Annotated in this window: 21 protein-coding genes and 1 riboswitch; of the genes, 9 read left to right on the top strand and 12 right to left on the bottom strand. The window is 66.6% G+C overall.

From position 1 onward, the window contains the following. Window position 1 precedes the first annotated feature (1 nt). From ybgF to X946_RS25320, 8 genes are all read right to left on the bottom strand, one after another. On the bottom strand, window positions 2-751 hold the full coding sequence (gene ybgF / locus X946_RS25285; RefSeq protein WP_038753380.1) for a tol-pal system protein YbgF: 750 nt from the start codon (window positions 749-751) through the stop codon (window positions 2-4). Window positions 752-770: 19 nt separating this feature from the next. Further along, window positions 771-1283 carry a peptidoglycan-associated lipoprotein Pal gene (pal, locus tag X946_RS25290; protein WP_038753381.1) on the bottom strand — a complete coding sequence of 171 codons (513 nt, stop codon included), beginning with the start codon at window positions 1281-1283 and terminating at the stop codon, window positions 771-773. A gap of 17 nt (window positions 1284-1300) precedes the next feature. Next, window positions 1301-2602 carry a Tol-Pal system beta propeller repeat protein TolB gene (gene tolB, locus X946_RS25295; RefSeq protein ID WP_038753382.1) on the bottom strand — a complete coding sequence of 434 codons (1302 nt, stop codon included), beginning with the start codon at window positions 2600-2602 and terminating at the stop codon, window positions 1301-1303. Between the two features lie 96 nt (window positions 2603-2698). Further along, complete coding sequence (tolA, locus tag X946_RS25300) at window positions 2699-3697, bottom strand: cell envelope integrity protein TolA (RefSeq protein WP_038753383.1); 999 nt, start codon at window positions 3695-3697, stop codon at window positions 2699-2701. Continuing rightward, window positions 3694-4143 (bottom strand): protein TolR, encoded by a 450-nt coding sequence (gene tolR / locus X946_RS25305; protein WP_038753384.1) that lies wholly within the window; start codon window positions 4141-4143, stop codon window positions 3694-3696. Before tolR ends, tolA begins: the two co-directional genes overlap by 4 nt. 10 nt (window positions 4144-4153) lie before the next feature. After that, entirely contained in the window at window positions 4154-4831 is a 678-nt protein-coding gene (gene tolQ / locus X946_RS25310; RefSeq protein ID WP_006025431.1) for a protein TolQ, read from the bottom strand. Window positions 4832-5020: 189 nt separating this feature from the next. Next, window positions 5021-5503, bottom strand: coding sequence for a tol-pal system-associated acyl-CoA thioesterase (gene ybgC / locus X946_RS25315; protein WP_038753385.1), 483 nt, complete (start codon window positions 5501-5503; stop codon window positions 5021-5023). A gap of 102 nt (window positions 5504-5605) precedes the next feature. Continuing rightward, window positions 5606-6352, bottom strand: a complete 747-nt coding sequence (locus tag X946_RS25320) for an SDR family NAD(P)-dependent oxidoreductase (protein ID WP_038753386.1) — start codon at window positions 6350-6352, stop codon at window positions 5606-5608. Window positions 6353-6559: 207 nt separating this feature from the next. Beyond that, a riboswitch (ZMP/ZTP riboswitch) is annotated at window positions 6560-6660 on the top strand. Window positions 6661-6802: 142 nt separating this feature from the next. On the opposite strand from X946_RS25320, the gene glyA reads away from it, so the two are divergent. From glyA to X946_RS25355, 7 genes are all read left to right on the top strand, one after another. Next, the gene (gene glyA / locus X946_RS25325; protein ID WP_038753387.1) at window positions 6803-8050 is read left to right on the top strand and encodes a serine hydroxymethyltransferase; all 1248 of its coding nucleotides are present in this window, start codon (window positions 6803-6805) and stop codon (window positions 8048-8050) included. A 6-nt stretch (window positions 8051-8056) separates the two neighbouring features. Continuing rightward, window positions 8057-8536 (top strand): transcriptional regulator NrdR, encoded by a 480-nt coding sequence (nrdR, locus tag X946_RS25330; protein ID WP_038753389.1) that lies wholly within the window; start codon window positions 8057-8059, stop codon window positions 8534-8536. A 185-nt stretch (window positions 8537-8721) separates the two neighbouring features. Then, window positions 8722-9282: a GspH/FimT family protein gene (locus tag X946_RS25335; RefSeq protein ID WP_038753390.1), complete on the top strand. Its 561-nt coding sequence runs from the start codon at window positions 8722-8724 to the stop codon at window positions 9280-9282. Then, window positions 9279-9689, top strand: coding sequence for a type IV pilus modification PilV family protein (locus X946_RS25340; protein WP_081990026.1), 411 nt, complete (start codon window positions 9279-9281; stop codon window positions 9687-9689). The genes X946_RS25335 and X946_RS25340 overlap by 4 nt, the downstream gene beginning before the upstream one ends. After that, on the top strand, window positions 9686-10471 hold the full coding sequence (locus X946_RS25345; protein WP_038753391.1) for a PilW family protein: 786 nt from the start codon (window positions 9686-9688) through the stop codon (window positions 10469-10471). Before X946_RS25340 ends, X946_RS25345 begins: the two co-directional genes overlap by 4 nt. Beyond that, window positions 10468-11067 carry a pilus assembly protein gene (locus X946_RS25350; protein ID WP_038753392.1) on the top strand — a complete coding sequence of 200 codons (600 nt, stop codon included), beginning with the start codon at window positions 10468-10470 and terminating at the stop codon, window positions 11065-11067. The genes X946_RS25345 and X946_RS25350 overlap by 4 nt, the downstream gene beginning before the upstream one ends. Window positions 11068-11085: 18 nt before the next feature. Further along, on the top strand, window positions 11086-11538 hold the full coding sequence (locus X946_RS25355; RefSeq protein WP_038753393.1) for a type IV pilin protein: 453 nt from the start codon (window positions 11086-11088) through the stop codon (window positions 11536-11538). 33 nt (window positions 11539-11571) lie between these two features. Here the strand turns inward: X946_RS25355 and X946_RS25360 are convergent, their stop codons facing one another. The 3 genes from X946_RS25360 to X946_RS25370 all read right to left on the bottom strand — a co-directional run bounded on the left by X946_RS25360 (window position 11572) and on the right by X946_RS25370 (window position 12911). Next, on the bottom strand, window positions 11572-11988 hold the full coding sequence (locus tag X946_RS25360; protein WP_038753394.1) for a DUF3318 domain-containing protein: 417 nt from the start codon (window positions 11986-11988) through the stop codon (window positions 11572-11574). A 115-nt stretch (window positions 11989-12103) separates the two neighbouring features. Beyond that, complete coding sequence (locus X946_RS25365) at window positions 12104-12493, bottom strand: phage holin family protein (RefSeq protein ID WP_038753395.1); 390 nt, start codon at window positions 12491-12493, stop codon at window positions 12104-12106. A 115-nt stretch (window positions 12494-12608) separates the two neighbouring features. Then, window positions 12609-12911, bottom strand: coding sequence for a DUF883 family protein (locus tag X946_RS25370; protein WP_038753396.1), 303 nt, complete (start codon window positions 12909-12911; stop codon window positions 12609-12611). A 327-nt stretch (window positions 12912-13238) separates the two neighbouring features. Between X946_RS25370 and X946_RS25375 the strand changes: the two genes are divergently transcribed. Beyond that, the gene (locus X946_RS25375; RefSeq protein WP_038753397.1) at window positions 13239-13877 is read left to right on the top strand and encodes a peroxiredoxin; all 639 of its coding nucleotides are present in this window, start codon (window positions 13239-13241) and stop codon (window positions 13875-13877) included. 191 nt (window positions 13878-14068) lie between these two features. Here X946_RS25375 and X946_RS25380 read toward each other — a convergent pair whose 3' ends face one another. Next, complete coding sequence (locus X946_RS25380; protein WP_038753398.1) at window positions 14069-15256, bottom strand: acyl-CoA dehydrogenase; 1188 nt, start codon at window positions 15254-15256, stop codon at window positions 14069-14071. 76 nt (window positions 15257-15332) lie between these two features. Between X946_RS25380 and X946_RS25385 the strand changes: the two genes are divergently transcribed. After that, window positions 15333-16124 carry an IclR family transcriptional regulator gene (locus X946_RS25385; protein WP_038753399.1) on the top strand — a complete coding sequence of 264 codons (792 nt, stop codon included), beginning with the start codon at window positions 15333-15335 and terminating at the stop codon, window positions 16122-16124. Window positions 16125-16202 lie beyond the last annotated feature (78 nt).

The raw sequence follows: 16202 nt of genomic DNA on the forward strand, positions 1-16202 counted from the left end.
GTCACTTGATCGCATCCAGCTTGCTCTGCGCCGTTTCCGCCGCGTTCGAGCCGGGGAACTGCGACACGACCTGCTCGAACGTCTTCTTCGCGGCCGCCTTCTGGCCTTGCTCGAGCTGGTTGGTGCCGATCGCGATCAGCGCATCCGCCGCGCGGGGATGCTGCGGATAGTTCTTCACGAGGCCTTGCCACGTCGCCGTCGATCCCTTGTAATCGCGCAGCGCGTACTGTGCGTTGCCGAGCCAGTACTGCGCGGTCGGCTGATAGGGGCTTTGCGGATATTTGGCGATGAACGCGCGGAACGAAGCCGCTGCGCCCTTGAAGTTGCCGTTGCGGAATTGCTGCGACGCTGCGTTGAACGCGTCCGTTTCCCCTGGCTGCACCGTGCCCTCGACGCCGTCCACCGTCGTCTTCTGCGGCTCGAATTTCTTGAGGCGCGTATCGAGATCAGCGTAGTAATCCTTCTGCTGACGCTCGAGCGTTGTCAGACGGTTCGTCAGATCCTCGTTCTCGCCGCGTAGCGTCGCGACCTGCTGGTTCAATTGGTCGAGGCGGTTCGTCTGATCGAGGATCGTGCGTTGAGCGGCGGCGAGCTGGCTCGCCAGGCTGTCGGACTTGCTGCGCAAGTCGAGCACCGCACGGCGGGCTTCGTCGTCGTCGAAGAGGCCCGCGTGCGCCGGCGCGGCCGCGAGGGCCGCACCTGCCACGCACAGCGCGACGGCCGTGCGCAGCCAAGAAGGACGGTGCGTCATACAGCGATTCTTCCGTTACTTACTGTTGATAGACGAGGTCTGCGCGGCGGTTCTGCGCCCACGACGCTTCGTCGTGGCCGAGCGCGACCGGCTTTTCCTTGCCGAGGCTCACGGCTTCCATCTGCGAATCCGCGACGCCGAGCAGCGACAGCGCGCGACGCACGGCTTCCGCGCGCTTCTGGCCGAGCGCGAGGTTGTACTCGCTCGTGCCGCGCTCGTCGGTGTTGCCCTGGATCAGGATGTGGCGCTGCGGATGGCTCTTCAGGTATTGCGCGTGTTGCTGCAGCAGCGACTGGTACTGGTCCTGCACCGAGTAGCTGTCGAAATCGAAGTAGACGCTGCGCTTCGCGAGCGGGCTGTTCGGATCGTTCAGCGGGTCCACGGTCACTTGCGCGACGTTTTCGGGGTTCGGCTGCGTGCTGACCGCGCCGCCCTGGTTCGCGTGCTCGTCGAGCTTCACGCCCGACTTACATGCGGCGAGCGCGCCGATCATCAGCACCGCGAACGCCAGACGAAGTTTCTTCGACATCATGGTTACTCTCCTGTTGGTCATTGCATGAAGGGCCCCCAGGACGGCTCGCGAATCGCGCCGCCCTGAACGGACAAGATCTGCGGCGGCGCGCTGCCGTCGGACGGAACGGCAGCCAGCACGCTGCGGCCCCCCGATTGCGTAGCGTACAGAATGTACTGGCCGTTCGCCGCGAAGCTCGGCGATTCGTCGCGCGTCGTGTTGGTGACGGCGTTCGCCGCACCCGTTTGCAGATCTTGAACGTACAACTTGAAGCCCCCGCCGGTGCGCGAGATGTACGCGAGCAGCTTGCCGTCCGGGCTGACGCGCGGACTCGTATTGTAGCTGCCGGTAAACGTCACGCGCTGAGCGGTGCCGGCGCTCTCGCCTTCGGCGGGCATCCGGTAGATTTGCGGCGCGCCGCCGCGATCGCTCGTGAAATAGATCCACTTGCCGTCGGGGGAGTAGAACGGCTCGGTGTCGATCGAGCCGCTGCGCGTCAGGCGGCGCAGCCCGGTGCCCGTCGCGCTGACGGAATAAATCTGCGTGTTGCCCGTGAGCGACAGCGCAACGGCGAGCGTCTGGCCGTCGGGCGACCACGCGGGCGCGCTGTTGTTGCCTTTCTGGTTCGAGATCACGTAGCGGCGGCCCGTCGGCAGATCATGGATGTACACGACCGGCTTCTTCAACTCGAACGACACGTACGCGACCTTCGTCCCGCTCGGCGACCACGCGGGCGAGATGATCGGCTCCTTGCTCGTCAGCGCGGGGATCGCGTTCTGGCCGTCCGAATCGGAGATCAGCAGCTTGTAGACGTTGCCCGTGCGCTGCACGTACGACAGGCGCGTGTTGAAGACGCCGCGCACGCCGAGCAGCTTCTGGTAGATGTAGTCGGCGATCTTGTGGCCCGTCTTGCGCATCCCCTCGTTGTCGTTCGACGTCGTGAGCGACAGGCCGCCGAGGCTTTGCTGCTTGACGGTGTCGTAGAGGATGAAGTTGACCTTGTACTGGCCGCTCGGCTCGCGGTTCACGCTGCCCGCGACGAACGCATTCGCGCCTTTCGCCTTCCACGCGCCGAAATCGACCGACGCCGTCTCCGGCACGGGCGTGCTGCCCGCGTCGACGTTGGAGAACTTGCCGCTTCTCGCGAGGTCGGCGCGCACGATCGACGTGACCTGCTGCGGCAGGCTCGCTTCATTGACGAAATTCGCGGTGGCGATCGGAAACTGGGTGGAGCCGACGCCCGTGATCAGTACGTTCACCTGCGCGTGGGCGGTGCTGCCCGCGGCAATCAGACACGAGGCCACGAGTGCCCTGAAACCTAGCTTCGTCATCAAACTCATGCTTCCTGTTCCCGTATGTACGCTGCGCAACCGCAGAGACTCAAAAATACCCGATTCGTTCCCGGCGCGACGGCGGGAGTGTACGCGCAAACGCGCTCATTCCGCCGCCTTGAAGGTAATCGTAATCTCGGACGGGGTACGACCGTTGGTATCGGGCGGCAACGGCACCGACGCCTGGATCGCGCTGATCACCGCCTGATCCCACCCCGAATTTCCGCTCGACCGGCGGATCGACGCGCTGAGCACGTCGCCCGACGGCGTGCAGCGGATCGCGACGACGGTCACGAGACCGTCGCGCTCACCCGCCCACACGATGTTCGGTTTCACGCGCCGGCGAACCTTGTCCGCATAGCCGGGCGACGCCGCATTGCCGCCCGAGCCCGTGCCCGTGCCGCTCTTCGCGAGGCCTTCGCCGCCGCCCGAGCCGCCGCCCGCCATGCCTTGCAACTGCGCGAGGCGGGCCTGGCGCTCCTTGTCGAGCTTCGCCTTCGCGGAGGCGTTCGCCTTGGCGGCCGCGGCGGCCTTCGCCGCTTTCTCGGCCTCGGCCTTCTTCTGCGCGGCGAGTTGTTCCTGTTTTTTCTGCTGTTCGAGCTTCTGTTGCTCGAGCTTTTGCTGTTCGAGTTTGCGCTGCTGCTCGGCGAGCTGCTGTTGCCTGAGCTTCTCGGTCTGCTTCTCGCGCTCGGCAGCCTTTTGTGCGGCGAGCTGGGCAGCCTGCTGCGCGGCGAGTTGCTGCGCCTTCAGCTGCTGCTGGCGGCGTTGCTCCTCGAGCTGCGCTTCGCGCGCGGCCGCGGCCTGCTGCTCGCGCCGTTTCTGCTGCAATGCGATGTCCGCCTCCTCGTTCTTCACGGGCGGCGGAGGAGGGGCGACTTTCGCGGGCGGCATAGGCGCGGGCTGCGGCGTCGACGTGTCCGGCACCGACGTCCACAGCTCCGCTTCCGCGCCCGCCGGCGTGCTGTTCTGCCATTGGACGCCGTGGTACAGAAAGAGCGCGAGCAGCACGTGCATCAGCGCGGCAAGCAGGAACGCGCGGCCTGTGCCGCGCTCGCGCGGCGGCCGAGGCGGATAGGCGGCGGTGCGCGACTGGCGAGGCTTCATTGCGACTTGACGAGGAGACCGACGCGCTTCACGCCGCGCGCCTTCAAATCGGACATCACGGTCATCACGGCGTCATATTGAACCGTCTTGTCGGCCGCGATCACGACCGGCTGATCCGGGTGGTCAGCCTGGCGCGACGCGATGAAGCTGTCGAGTTCGGCCTTCGTCACCGTGTCTTCCTGCGACGCGCCCGACTCGCCCTTGTAGCGCACGCTGATCTTGCCGTCGGCGCGGATGTTGACGACGACGGGCGGCGTCTGCTCCTGGGGCGCGGCGTTGCCGACGGTCGGCAGATTGACGATCGACGGCGCGACGAGGGGCGCAGTCACCATGAAGATGACGAGCAGCACGAGCATCACGTCGATGTAGGGCACGACGTTGATGTCGGCCATCGAGCGGCGCGAGCGGCCGCCGCGCATGCTGGAACGAATGGGGGTGCCGGCCATCGCGTGCTCCTTATTGCGCCTGGCGCTGCAGGATGTTCGAGAATTCTTCGATGAACGTTTCGAAGCGGATCGCGAGGCGGTCGATGTCGTGTGCGTAGCGGTTGTACGCGACGACGGCGGGAATCGCGGCGAACAGGCCGATCGCGGTCGCGACGAGCGCTTCGGCGATGCCCGGCGCGACGTTCGCGAGCGTCGCCTGCTGAACGTTCGCGAGGCCGCGGAATGAGTTCATGATCCCCCAGACCGTGCCGAACAGACCGATGTACGGGCTCACCGAGCCGACGGACGCGAGGAACGACAGGTTCGACTCGAGCACGTCCATTTCACGCTGGAATGATGCGCGCATCGCGCGCCGCGCGCCGTCCAGGAGCAGCGCGGGGTCGTTCAGGCGCTTCTCCTTCGCCTTCAGGAATTCGCGCATCCCCGATTCGAAGATCCGCTCGAGCGCGCCGATCGTATGACGGTTGTTCGCGGCGCTCTGGTACAGCGCCTGCAGGTCGCCGCCCGACCAGAAATCGCGCTCGAAGCGTTCGGTTTGCGCGCGGGCGCGGCGGATCGCGAACCACTTGCGAAAGATGAACGTCCACGACATCAGCGACAGGACGAGGAGGAGCCCCATCACCGCCTGGGCGAGCACGCTCGCGTTGAGGACGAGGGAAATGATCGACAGGTCTTGAGAAGTGTTCATAGAGATTTGTGTAACGTCCCTTCGGGGAGGCCTGGCCAGGTACGCCCGGCCGGCGCGCTCCGGCGGCGTTCGGCAAGATGCTTGACCGAGCGCGCCACGCGCCGGCGGCGCGTCGCCGGAAGCTTTTCGCCGAACCTTGCTTAGTGGCGGATCACGGGGTCGAGTTCATCGGCTCAGTCTAAACGGCACTCACGCGCACGCCGTTGACACGGCTCGCCGGCCGCTTGCGGACGGTCCACGCTCGAGCGCGACGCGAACGGACGGCGGGATGGCGGCCGGCTTGAACGTCGAGCGGTCGACGCAGCCGATTCGCACGTCCGCGGCGACGAGCAGCGTGCCGTCTCGCCACGCCTGCTGTTCGAATTCCACCGTCGCGCGGCCGAGCCGCGAGATTTTGCAGACGATTCCGAGCGCGTCGTCGAGCCGCGCAGGGGCGCGGTAGTCCAGCTCCGCGCGGCGGACGATGAAGATCGTGTCCGTTTCGTCGGCGATCCGGCTCTGGTCGATGCCGCACGCGCGCAGCCACTCGGTGCGCGCGCGCTCGAAGAACTTCAGGTAGTTCGCGTAGTAGACCACGCCGCCGGCGTCGGTATCTTCGTAGTAGACGCGGACCGGCCACGCGAAGTCGGGCGCCGCGTCGGGCTGTCGGCTGGGTTCAGTCATGGCGCGCATTCTACCGGAACGGACGTTCGCGATTTCCCTGATTCGTAACGGAATGTTGCCTTTTGCGGGGCCGCCCGGCAGGCTGCGCGGGCGGTCCGGCGGGGAGCGGGCTCAGCCGCGATGGACGGTCAGTCCGGCGGGCGCCTGCGCGACGGGCATCATCTCGATCGTGTTGATGTTCACGTGCGCGGGGCGGGTGGCGACCCAATAGATCGTGTCCGCGATGTCCTCGGCGGTGAGCGGCTGGACGTTCGCATAGACGCTCGCGGCTTTCGTGTCGTCGCCGCGGTAGCGCACGTTCGAAAACTCGGTGCCGCCGCAGAGACCCGGCTCGATATCGGTGACGCGCAGCGGCGTGCCGATCAGGTCGGCGCGCAGGTTCAGGCTGAACTGGCGTACGAACGCCTTGGTCGCGCCGTAGACGTTGCCGCCCGGGTACGGATAGCTGCCCGCGACGGAGCCAAGGTTGAAGATGTGGCCGCGGCCGCGCTCGACCATGCCGGGCAGCAGCGTGCGCGTGACCGTGACGAGGCCCGAGCAGTTGGTGTCGATCATCGTCTGCCATTCGTCGAGGCTGGCTCTGTGCGCCGGCTCGACGCCGAGCGCGAGGCCCGCATTGTTGACGAGGACATCGATCGCGGCGAATTCCGCGGGCAGCGCGGCCGGCACGGCTTCGACGGCCGCGCGGTCGCGCACGTCGAGTTCGATCGGCAACAGGGCGCCGCCGAGCTCGGCGGCGAGCGCGTCGAGGCGATCCTTGCGGCGCGCGGTGGCGACGACGCGGTGGCCGCCATTGACGAAGGCGCGGGCGATGGCGGCACCGAAACCTGCCGATGCGCCGGTGACGAACACGATCATTGCTGCTGCTCCTTGAACGAGGCTTGCTGGGGAGAACTCGCTAGCCTACTGGCATCGCGGCGGTGCGGCAAGGCGCGGCGGCGCTCGCCCGCGACGCATTCCCGGGAATGCCCGGCCGGATGCGCGATAGATTTGTCCCTTAATATGGTTGGGCGGCGCCGGGCGCGGTTGCCTATTCATGGCGCATCCAATAAACTAACGCGCTCAATGTCCCTGCGTGACTGGCGATAAGGCCTTTCGAGGTCAAGGTGGAGCGTCCCACCGTGAAGCGCAGGGCGTCGCTTTTGCCGTTCGCCTGGGCAGCCGTTGTGCGCCGCGTTGCGCGCTTTGCCGGTGGCTGTCCTGCCTCGCGTTCCACGGAATCCTCCGCCACGTCGAGCCGGCTGCGCCGCCGGCTGCGCGACGCATTCGGCCACTTCGGTCAACCTGTACACACTTAACGGAAACCGTATGTTTGACAGAGCCCAAAGCACCATTGCGAACGTCGATCCCGAGATCTGGCAAGCGATCCAGCAGGAAAACGTCCGCCAGGAAGAGCACATCGAGCTGATTGCGTCGGAAAACTACACGAGCCCGGCCGTGATGGCGGCGCAAGGCTCGCAGCTCACGAACAAGTACGCGGAAGGCTATCCCGGCAAGCGCTACTACGGCGGCTGCGAATACGTCGATATCGTCGAGCAGCTCGCGATCGAGCGCGTGAAGGCGCTGTTCGGCGCCGAAGCCGCGAACGTGCAGCCTAATTCGGGTTCGCAGGCGAACCAGGGCGTGTTCTTCGCGATGCTCAAGCCGGGCGACACGATCATGGGCATGAGCCTCGCGCACGGCGGCCACCTGACGCACGGCTCCCCCGTCAACATGTCGGGCAAGTGGTTCAACGTCGTCAGCTACGGCCTGAACGAAAACGAAGACATCGATTACGAAGCCGCCGAGAAGCTCGCGCACGAGCACAAGCCGAAGTTGATCGTCGCGGGCGCGTCGGCGTTCGCGCTGAAGATCGATTTCGAGCGTCTCGCGAAGATCGCGAAGGCGGTCGGCGCGTACCTGATGGTCGACATGGCGCACTACGCGGGCCTGATCGCTGCGGGCGTCTACCCGAACCCGGTGCCGCACGCCGATTTCGTCACGACCACGACCCACAAGAGCCTGCGCGGCCCGCGCGGCGGCGTGATCCTGATGAAGGCCGAGTACGAGAAGCCGATCAATTCGGCGATCTTCCCGGGCATTCAGGGCGGTCCGCTGATGCACGTGATCGCCGCGAAGGCGGTCGCGTTCAAGGAAGCGCTGTCGCCGGAATTCAAGGAATACCAGCAGAAGGTGGTCGAGAACGCGCGCGTGCTGGCCGAGACGCTCGTCAAGCGCGGTCTGCGCATCGTGTCGGGGCGCACCGAGAGCCACGTGATGCTCGTCGACCTGCGTGCGAAGAACATTACCGGCAAGGCGGCGGAAGCGGCGCTCGGCAATGCGCACATCACCGTCAACAAGAACGCGATCCCGAACGATCCGGAAAAGCCGTTCGTGACGAGCGGCATCCGCCTCGGCTCGCCGGCGATGACGACGCGCGGCTTCGGCATGCAGGAAGCCGAACTCGTCGGCAACCTGATCGCCGATGTGCTCGAGAATCCGGAGGACGCGGCGACGATCGAGCGCGTGCGCGTGCAGGTCGCCGACCTCGCGAAGCGTTTCCCGGTCTATCGCTGATCGGCCATGCGCTGCCCGTTCTGCCGGCACGACGATACGCAAGTGGTGGATTCGCGCGTGTCGGAAGACGGCGCCGCGATCCGCCGGCGTCGCCGCTGCTCGGCCTGCGACAAGCGTTTCACGACGTACGAGCGGGTCGAGCTGGCGTTGCCGGCCGTCGTGAAGAAGGACGGCAGCCGCACCGAATTCGACCGTCGCAAGATCGTCGCGAGCATGCAATTGGCGCTGCGCAAGCGCCCGGTTGCGGCCGATGCGATCGATGCGGCGGTTGCCCGAATCGAATATCAGCTGCTCGCGTCCGGCGAGCGCGAAATACGCAGCGAAAAGCTCGGCGAACTCGTGATGAACGAGTTGCGCCAGCTCGACACGATCGCCTATGTGCGTTTCGCGTCCGTCTACCGCCGGTTCGAAGACGTGTCCGAGTTCGCGGACGTGATCGAGGAATTCCGCCGCACGGCGCCCGCGAAGCCGCCGCGCAAGCGCTGAGCTCGCGCATTCCGTTTTCCGTCTCGTTTCCCATTCCATACGTTTCTCCCGCGTAGCACGCGGTGTTCGTGCTCGTCAGGGCGATTGTCGTGCGTCCGGCCGCAATGTGCGACTCGGCCATTCGGCAGATGGCGCCCGTTCGTCGACCCCGGTAGAGTCGGCGCATCGGATTCACGGAGCGGGCGATGCGAGCGGAAGGTTGCGGGCGAGCGACGGCGGGTTTCATGCTCGTCGAATTGATGGTCGTGCTCGTGCTGGTTGCACTTGTTGCGACGTTGGCCGCGCCAACGTTCGCCGGCGCGCGCATGCGCGACCGGATCGACGCACGTGCGCGCGTGTTCGGCGCATCGCTCGCGTATGCGCGAGGGGAGGCGGTCAGGCTCGGCATGCGCGTCATGCTGTGCCGCAGCGATGCTGCCGCGAGATGCATCGCGGCGGGGCGGCCGTGCGACGACGGAGCGACCGACTGGTCGTGCGGCTGGGCCGTGGCCGTCGCGGACGGCGAGCGTGGAACGCGCGTCTTGCGACGCATTGTGCGCGACGCTCAGGTGGCCGTGACGGGCGCGGGCGGCGACGTCGTATTTACGCCGCCTGCGGGCCAAGTGATCGGCGGCTTCCGGAGTTTCGAGTTCGCGCCGAGCGATGCGTCTGACGCGTGGCGCGGCGACCGTTGGCGACGCTGTTTGCGGATCGCGGCAGGCGGTCGCGTACGGCTTTCCGAGGGCGGTTGCGGAGCGTCGACATGATGCGATTTCGGCCGATGCGCGGGAGCTCGTTGCTCGAGGTGGCGATCGCATGCGCGCTGCTCGCGATCGCGGCGCTTGGCGTAATCGCCGCTTTTCTCGCGACGATACGCGGCGAACGCGACGCCGCGGCGCGCGAGCAGGCGATGCTCGTCGCCGATTCGTGGGCGGAGATGGCGCGAGCCGGCGGGCCGTCGGGCGTCGATTGGGACCTGTCGATGTCACGTTTGCGTCACGGGAGGCTCGTCGCGACGAGCGGAGGCGCCGGCACTGCTAGCGTGCGCGTCGAATGGCAACGCTCCGGAGCGGTTGCGGTGGAGCCGTTGCGTTGTGAAGGCGATGTTGCGGCTTCGCGTGACGGTGATAGGCAATGCGTGACGCTCGCGTATGCATTGACGGAGCGCTCATGATGCGAGCGGCGCGTTGGCGTGCCCACACGCTGATCGAGGTGATGATCGCAATGGCGCTCGGCTTGCTGATCCTGCTGGCCGCGATCTCGCTCTATCGCGTGCAGCGGGCCGCCTATGCAACGGCGGCAGAGGCCGCGCGGTTGCGCGACGCTGCACAGGCATCGCTCGCGCTGATTGCCCAGCAGATCCAGATCGCGGGCTTCGTGCCGCTCGACGCGCACGATGCGCTGCCCGTGCAGGGGCTGTTCGGCTGTGTCGCGGGAAGGCCTGTCGGAGCCGACGGGCAACTCGCATGCGATCCGCTCGCGAACGGCTCCGACGGCCTCGTCGTCCGCTACGTCGGTGACGGCAATTCCACTTGGCCGACGACGAGCGGCCAAGCGACGGACTGTCTCGGCCAGGGCGTCGGCGCCGCCGACGGAAAGCCGGTGATCGTCAATCGCTTCTACGCGCGCGTCAGCACATCGACGGGCGAGCCGGAGCTGTACTGCGAGGGCAGTGGTAGGCCCGGCATTGCACAGCCGCTTGTCGAGGGCGTCGAGCGCTTGCGTTTGCGCTACCGGCTGAGCGGTGCAGTGCAGTGGACCGATGCGTCGGCTTTGACCGCCGCGGATTGGGCGCATGTGGCCGCCGTGGCCGTTTGCGTGCAAGTGCGGGGCATGCGCACGGGGCGACTCGTGCGTTACGTCGATTGCGAAGGGCGAACGGCGAGCGCGCAGGACACGCGCACGAGGTTCTCGTTGCGACGGTATGTTGCCGTTCGCAATCGAGAAAGCGCATGATGCGTTTCGCAGCCGTGCTTCGGGCAAAACGCGTGCGGATCGTTCGCCGCCATTCGGTGCGGCGCGAAGCGGCGTGGCGGCGCGAGCGCGCAACGCGCGGCTCGTCCGGTGTTGCGCTGCCAGGTGTACTTGCCGTAACGGCTTCGTTGATCGTGATGTCGTCCGCGTGGTTCGAGATTGCGAAGACGGAAATTCGGCGCACGACGAACGTCGCGAGTCGATCGATTGCATTTCGCGCAGCGGACGCCGCGCTCGAGGCGTGCGCCGATGCGCTGTCGAGCGGTACGGCGCCATTCGCCCCCGCGGGAGGCGATGCGACGACGGCACGCGAGCCGGATGGGTGGCGGCAACCGGGCGCGTTCGACGGCGGCGGCGCGTTCAGGCCATACGCCGGATGGCCGGGCGCGGCGCAGGCGCCGAGCTGCGTGATCGAAGCGTGGAAGCTGCCGGGTCGTCCCAACGCGCGCGCATACCTCGTGACCGCGCGTGGCGTGGGTGCGATGAAGGATACGGTCGAGTGGCTGCAACTGCAGGTTGCGATCGACAGCAGTCGCATCGAACGCCGTTGGCGCCGGGTTGTCGGACGGCCGGCATAGATGGAGAGGGAAGCGGTAATGAAGTATGGTGAACGCAGTTCGCATTTGCGCGGTTTCACGCTGATCGAAGTGATCGTCGCACTTGCGATCGTGGCCGTGCTGGCGGCGTTTGCGGTGCCGTCGTATCGCGGCCATGTCGAACGCGGGAACCGGTTGAGCGCGATTGCCGCGCTGTATCGCGCCGCGCAGTATGTCGACGCGTTCGGCGAGGGGGCGCCCGCCGCATTGCCGGAAGAAATGAATCGGGTGCCCGATTCGGACAACGCCGTCTATGCGTTGCGGATCATGTTCGACGGCGCGCGTGGTGGTTATGCGCTGGAGGCGAGCCCGACTGTCGATGGTGCGATGCGGGACGACCGCTGCGGAGCCTATGTGCTGCACGCGGACGGCACGCGCGAGAATCGCGTGGCCGGAGCGAATGCTGCCGGCCGGCATATGCCGAACGCCGACGCTTGTTGGCGAACGGGTTAGGCGCGATTCGGCCCGAGGCTCGACCGATTGCGGCTACGCACGCCGATCGCGCGGCGCCGGCGCGTCGGATGGGGCGGATGAGTCGTCGCTGCTCTTCGCCTGCCTCCAGATCTGATACGCCTCCCACACCGCGAAGCCGACGGCACCCCATTTGAGTGCGGGGCGCGCGCTTGCCCGCAGCAGCGCCCGCATGGGCTTCGCCAGCACGACGGATGCGAGCGAGCTCAACAACGGATACTGGCTGACGAGCGCGCCGAGCGTCGCGTTCACGTTCCTCGCCGACTTGCCGAGCGAGCCGCCCGACACGCCGGGCACGAGGAACTTCAGCCACTTGAAATGCGTGACGGACTGGCGCAGCTCGGCGCCCGCCTGTGCGAGTTCCAGGCGCTCGACGTCGGAGCGCAGGATCAGCAGTTCCTTGCGTAGCGCGCGGTACTGGGCCGCGCTCATGTGCCGCTTCTGCGAAGCGGTGCGGAATCGTTGTTCCGGAGCGGAGTAACTCATGGCGCGTCGACGGGAGATTGGCGAGAAGAAGAAGGGCGCGGCGAGGAGCGCGGCCGCGCGTTCACGACTTGCCGCGGAACAGCTCGCGGTCCTTTTCCAGTTCGTTCAGCGTCGCCTCGAACACGACGGGCGCATTGCGTAGTCCCGAGCGCGCCTTCAGTCCGCAGAAGAGCGCGCCGAGCGCGTAGAGCGCGGTGATGACGGCGAGCGACTGCCAGCGGTAGGTGTCCCAGAACGCGATCGTGACGAGCACCGTGAGGCTGATGAGTGCCATCGTCGCGAGCATCATTGCGGCGAGTCCGAGGAAGAGCACGCCCATCAGGCGCTCCTTCTCCTCGGCGAGCTCGATGCCGACGAGTTCCAGCCGGGTCTGCAGGAGCGCGAACACGGAGCCGAGCAGGCGGCGCAGCGGTCCGTGCGCGGACTGATGCGATGAGGTTTCTGTCGTCATGGATGAAGCGCTTGCGCGCGGAGAACGGCCGGCGCCGCGACGGGCCGGAGCGCGTAATCCCGGCGGCGCGCCCGTGCGCGCCGCCGGGGGCTGTCTCTCGCGTTGGCGCGCCGCGTTACTTGCGATTGATCAAGAGGCCGACCAGCACGCCGACGCCGGCCGCGATGCCGATCGACGTCCACGGATGCTCGTGTACGTAATCGTCGGTGGCGCGCGCCGCCTTCTTGCCTTTTTCGACCACGACCACCTGAACGTCGGCCGCCTTCTCCTTCGCCTGCTTCAGGCGCGTGAGCGCCTTCTCGCGCAGCTCGGTCGCACGGTCGCCCGTGCTGCTCGCGGCCTGCTTCAGCAGGTCTTCCGCGTCCGCGAGAACAGTTTTGATATCCGACATCAGTTTCTCCTTGTTGACTTCAGACATTGCGACTCCCTTCTTGCCGAGGCGGGTTGTCCTACGCACATCGTAGCGAAACCCGTGCCTGCGGGCGAGCGCGGCGGCTCAGCGTACAGGCGGCGCAAGATCGCGCTTGTGTAGCATGGTAAACGACTTGCAATGACAATAGAGAGCCGATCCGGAACGAAAAAGTTTCCGGGATTGTCAAACGCCTCTCGGCAAGAATGACGAAAAGGCATGAATATCTGACGGAATAATCGTTCGCGCCGGCCGCGGAATCCCTTAAGCTAAAAGCTTGCCCGTGCGCATCGTGCGCCGGGGCACCCAACCCATGCAAGTTCAAGGAGCTGCAACATGAGTCTACGTCTTGGCGACACCGCGCCGGATTTCGAGCAGGATTCGAGCCTCGGTCGCATCAAATTCCATGGATGGCTCGGCAACAGTTGGGGCGTCCTGTTCTCGCATCCGGCCGACTACACGCCCGTCTGCACGACGGAGCTCGGCCTGACCGCGAAGCTCAAGGGCGAATTCGAGAAGCGCAACGTGAAGGTGATTGCGCTGTCGGTCGACAGCGTCGAGTCGCACAAGGGCTGGATCGACGACATCAACGAGACCCAGGCGACGAGCGTCGGCTTCCCGATCATCGCCGACGGCGACCGCAAGGTTTCCGAGCTGTACGACATGATTCATCCGAACGCGAACGAGACGCTCACCGTGCGCTCGCTATTCGTGATCGACCCGAACAAGAAGGTGCGCCTCATCATCACCTACCCGGCAAGCACCGGCCGCAATTTCGACGAAGTGCTGCGCGTCATCGACTCGCTGCAATTGACCGACAACTACAAGGTCGCGACGCCCGGCAACTGGAAGGATGGCGACGACGTCGTGATCGTGCCGTCGCTGCAGGACCCGGAAGAGCTGAAGCAGCGCTTCCCGAAGGGCTTCAAGGCGGTGCGTCCGTACCTGCGCCTGACGCCGCAGCCGAACAAGTGAGCGGCGTGACTGTCATGTGACGAAAAAGCCCCGGCGAGCGTGCCGGGGCTTTTTCGTTTGCGGCGACACCGAAGCGATCCGGAGGCCCCGGCCGGCGCGTGGCTGCCGCGCAATGCGCGCGGGCCTCGGCGGCGCGGGCGTCGGCCAAAGCGCAAAGCGGGAAGCCGGCCCGGATCGCGTATGCGCGAGGCTCAAAAGAACGCCTGAATGCCCGTTTGCGCGCGGCCGAGAATCAGCGCGTGGATGTCGTGCGTGCCTTCGTACGTATTCACCACCTCGAGATTCACGAGATGGCGCGCGACGCCGAATTCGTCCGAGATGCCGTTGCCGCCCAGCATGTCGCGCGCGAGGCGGGCGATGTCGAGCGCCTTGCCGCACGAGTTGCGCTTCATGATCGACGTGATCTCGACGGCCGCCGTGCCTTCGTCCTTCATCCGGCCGAGCCGCAGCACCCCTTGCAGGCCGAGCGTGATTTCGGTCTGCATGTCGGCGAGCTTCTTCTGGATCAACTGGTTGGCGGCGAGCGGCCGGCCGAACTGCTTGCGATCGAGCACGTACTGGCGCGCGGTGTGCCAGCACGATTCGGCCGCGCCGAGCGCGCCCCATGCGATGCCGTAGCGCGCCGAGTTCAGGCACGTGAACGGGCCGCGCAGGCCCTTCACGCCCGGCAGGATGTTCTCTTCGGGCACGAACGCTTCATCGAGCACGATCTCGCCCGTGATCGACGCGCGCAGCCCCACCTTGCCGTGGATCGCGGGCGCCGACAGGCCCTTCCAGCCCTTCTCGAGAATGAATCCGCGAATTTCGTCGCGGCCGTCCTCGTCGAGCTTCGCCCAGACGACGAACACGTCGGCGATCGGCGAATTCGTGATCCACATCTTCGAGCCAGACAGCGAGTAGCCGCCCGGCACCTTCTTCGCGCGCGTGACCATGCCGCCCGGATCGGAGCCGTGGTTCGGCTCGGTCAGGCCGAAGCAGCCGATCCATTCGCCCGTGGCGAGCTTCGGCAGGTACTTTTCCTTCTGAGCGTCGGAGCCGAATTCGAAGATCGGCACCATCACGAGCGACGACTGCACCGACATCATCGACCGATAGCCCGAATCGACGCGCTCGACCTCGCGCGCGATCAGGCCGTAGCTCACGTAGCCGAGACCGGGGCCGCCGTACTGTTCGGGGATCGTCGGGCCGAGAAGGCCGAGCTCGCCCATCTCGCGGAAGATCGCCGTATCGGTGGTTTCGTGGCGGAACGCCTGCGTCACGCGCGGCGCGAGCTTGTCCTGCGCGTAGGCGTTCGCGGCGTCGCGCACCATGCGCTCGTCGTCGCCGAGCTGCTGGGCGAGCAGCAGCGGATCGTCCCAATGAAAGGTTGCGGCAGCCATCTCGTCATCTCCTCACTTGACTATAGTTCCGCTGTGCGGAACAATGTTTTGCAAATTGAACCCAGTGTATCACCGCATGAATTTTTCGACCATCGATGCCGACACGCTCGACGAACGCAAGTTCGTCGTCGCCCTCGCGCGGGGGCTGGATCTGCTGCGTGCGTTCAGGCCCGGCGAAACGATGCTCGGCAACCGCGACTTCGCCGAGCGGACCGGGCTGCCGAAGGCGACCGTCAACCGGCTCGCGTACACGCTCACCGTGCTCGGCTATCTGCGCTACGACGACGCGCTCGGCAAGTACGCGCTCGACGCGGGCGTGCTGTCGCTCGGCTATGCGCTGCTCGCGGGCTCCGACACGCTCGCGCTCGCGCGGCCGCACATGCAGGCGCTCGCGCGCGAGATCGGCGCGGCGGTGTCGCTCGGCTGCCGCGACGGCCTCGACATGATCTACCTCGAGACGATCCGCAGCGAGACGGCGCTGACGCTCGGGCTCGCGTCGGGGTCGCGGCTGTCGATGCTGACGAGCTCGATGGGGCGCGCGTATCTCGCCGTGCAGCCGCCCGACGCGCGCGCCGCGCTCTTCGCCGAGCTGCGCAAGACGGCGGGGAAGGGGCGGGCGGGGGCGGCGCTCGTCGAGGCGGCGGAGCGCGCGGTGGGCGAATTCGCCGTCGACGGCTGCTGCTACTCGTTTCGCGATTGGCACGGGGACGTGAACGCGGTCGCGGTGCCGTTTCGCGAGCCGCGCGAAGGGCGCTGGCTGATTCTGAGCTGCAGCGGGCCGGCGTCGTCGATGAGAGAGGACGTGTTTCGCAACCGGGTCGGCCCGAAGCTGAAGGCGCTCGCGCGGCGGCTCGGGCAACTGGGCTGAGTCGCGCGCAGGCGCGCCGCCGCGCGCCGTCCGGCCGCGCGCTGGCGCATGATGTAATGCGGCATGGTCATTCGGCGC

It is taken from the genome of Burkholderia sp. ABCPW 111, assembly GCF_000773065.1.
Classification (GTDB): domain Bacteria; phylum Pseudomonadota; class Gammaproteobacteria; order Burkholderiales; family Burkholderiaceae; genus Burkholderia; species Burkholderia savannae.

What these genes read in the sequence shown, in the direction of transcription:
- pal (WP_038753381.1), bottom strand. Translation starts at nt 1,283, where the DNA reads ATGATGTCGAAGAAACTTCGTCTGGCGTTCGCGGTGCTGATGATCGGC.
- glyA (WP_038753387.1), top strand. Translation starts at nt 6,803, where the DNA reads ATGTTTGACAGAGCCCAAAGCACCATTGCGAACGTCGATCCCGAGATC.
- X946_RS25370 (WP_038753396.1), bottom strand. Translation starts at nt 12,911, where the DNA reads ATGTCTGAAGTCAACAAGGAGAAACTGATGTCGGATATCAAAACTGTT.
- X946_RS25360 (WP_038753394.1), bottom strand. Translation starts at nt 11,988, where the DNA reads ATGAGCGCGGCCCAGTACCGCGCGCTACGCAAGGAACTGCTGATCCTG.
- tolA (WP_038753383.1), bottom strand. Translation starts at nt 3,697, where the DNA reads ATGAAGCCTCGCCAGTCGCGCACCGCCGCCTATCCGCCTCGGCCGCCG.
- ybgF (WP_038753380.1), bottom strand. Translation starts at nt 751, where the DNA reads ATGACGCACCGTCCTTCTTGGCTGCGCACGGCCGTCGCGCTGTGCGTG.
- tolB (WP_038753382.1), bottom strand. Translation starts at nt 2,602, where the DNA reads ATGAGTTTGATGACGAAGCTAGGTTTCAGGGCACTCGTGGCCTCGTGT.
- X946_RS25320 (WP_038753386.1), bottom strand. Translation starts at nt 6,352, where the DNA reads ATGATCGTGTTCGTCACCGGCGCATCGGCAGGTTTCGGTGCCGCCATC.
- X946_RS25335 (WP_038753390.1), top strand. Translation starts at nt 8,722, where the DNA reads ATGCGAGCGGAAGGTTGCGGGCGAGCGACGGCGGGTTTCATGCTCGTC.
- X946_RS25355 (WP_038753393.1), top strand. Translation starts at nt 11,086, where the DNA reads ATGAAGTATGGTGAACGCAGTTCGCATTTGCGCGGTTTCACGCTGATC.
- X946_RS25365 (WP_038753395.1), bottom strand. Translation starts at nt 12,493, where the DNA reads ATGACGACAGAAACCTCATCGCATCAGTCCGCGCACGGACCGCTGCGC.
- X946_RS25345 (WP_038753391.1), top strand. Translation starts at nt 9,686, where the DNA reads ATGATGCGAGCGGCGCGTTGGCGTGCCCACACGCTGATCGAGGTGATG.
- X946_RS25380 (WP_038753398.1), bottom strand. Translation starts at nt 15,256, where the DNA reads ATGGCTGCCGCAACCTTTCATTGGGACGATCCGCTGCTGCTCGCCCAG.
- X946_RS25340 (WP_081990026.1), top strand. Translation starts at nt 9,279, where the DNA reads ATGATGCGATTTCGGCCGATGCGCGGGAGCTCGTTGCTCGAGGTGGCG.
- ybgC (WP_038753385.1), bottom strand. Translation starts at nt 5,503, where the DNA reads ATGCGCGCCATGACTGAACCCAGCCGACAGCCCGACGCGGCGCCCGAC.
- tolQ (WP_006025431.1), bottom strand. Translation starts at nt 4,831, where the DNA reads ATGAACACTTCTCAAGACCTGTCGATCATTTCCCTCGTCCTCAACGCG.
- tolR (WP_038753384.1), bottom strand. Translation starts at nt 4,143, where the DNA reads ATGGCCGGCACCCCCATTCGTTCCAGCATGCGCGGCGGCCGCTCGCGC.
- X946_RS25375 (WP_038753397.1), top strand. Translation starts at nt 13,239, where the DNA reads ATGAGTCTACGTCTTGGCGACACCGCGCCGGATTTCGAGCAGGATTCG.
- X946_RS25350 (WP_038753392.1), top strand. Translation starts at nt 10,468, where the DNA reads ATGATGCGTTTCGCAGCCGTGCTTCGGGCAAAACGCGTGCGGATCGTT.
- X946_RS25385 (WP_038753399.1), top strand. Translation starts at nt 15,333, where the DNA reads ATGAATTTTTCGACCATCGATGCCGACACGCTCGACGAACGCAAGTTC.
- nrdR (WP_038753389.1), top strand. Translation starts at nt 8,057, where the DNA reads ATGCGCTGCCCGTTCTGCCGGCACGACGATACGCAAGTGGTGGATTCG.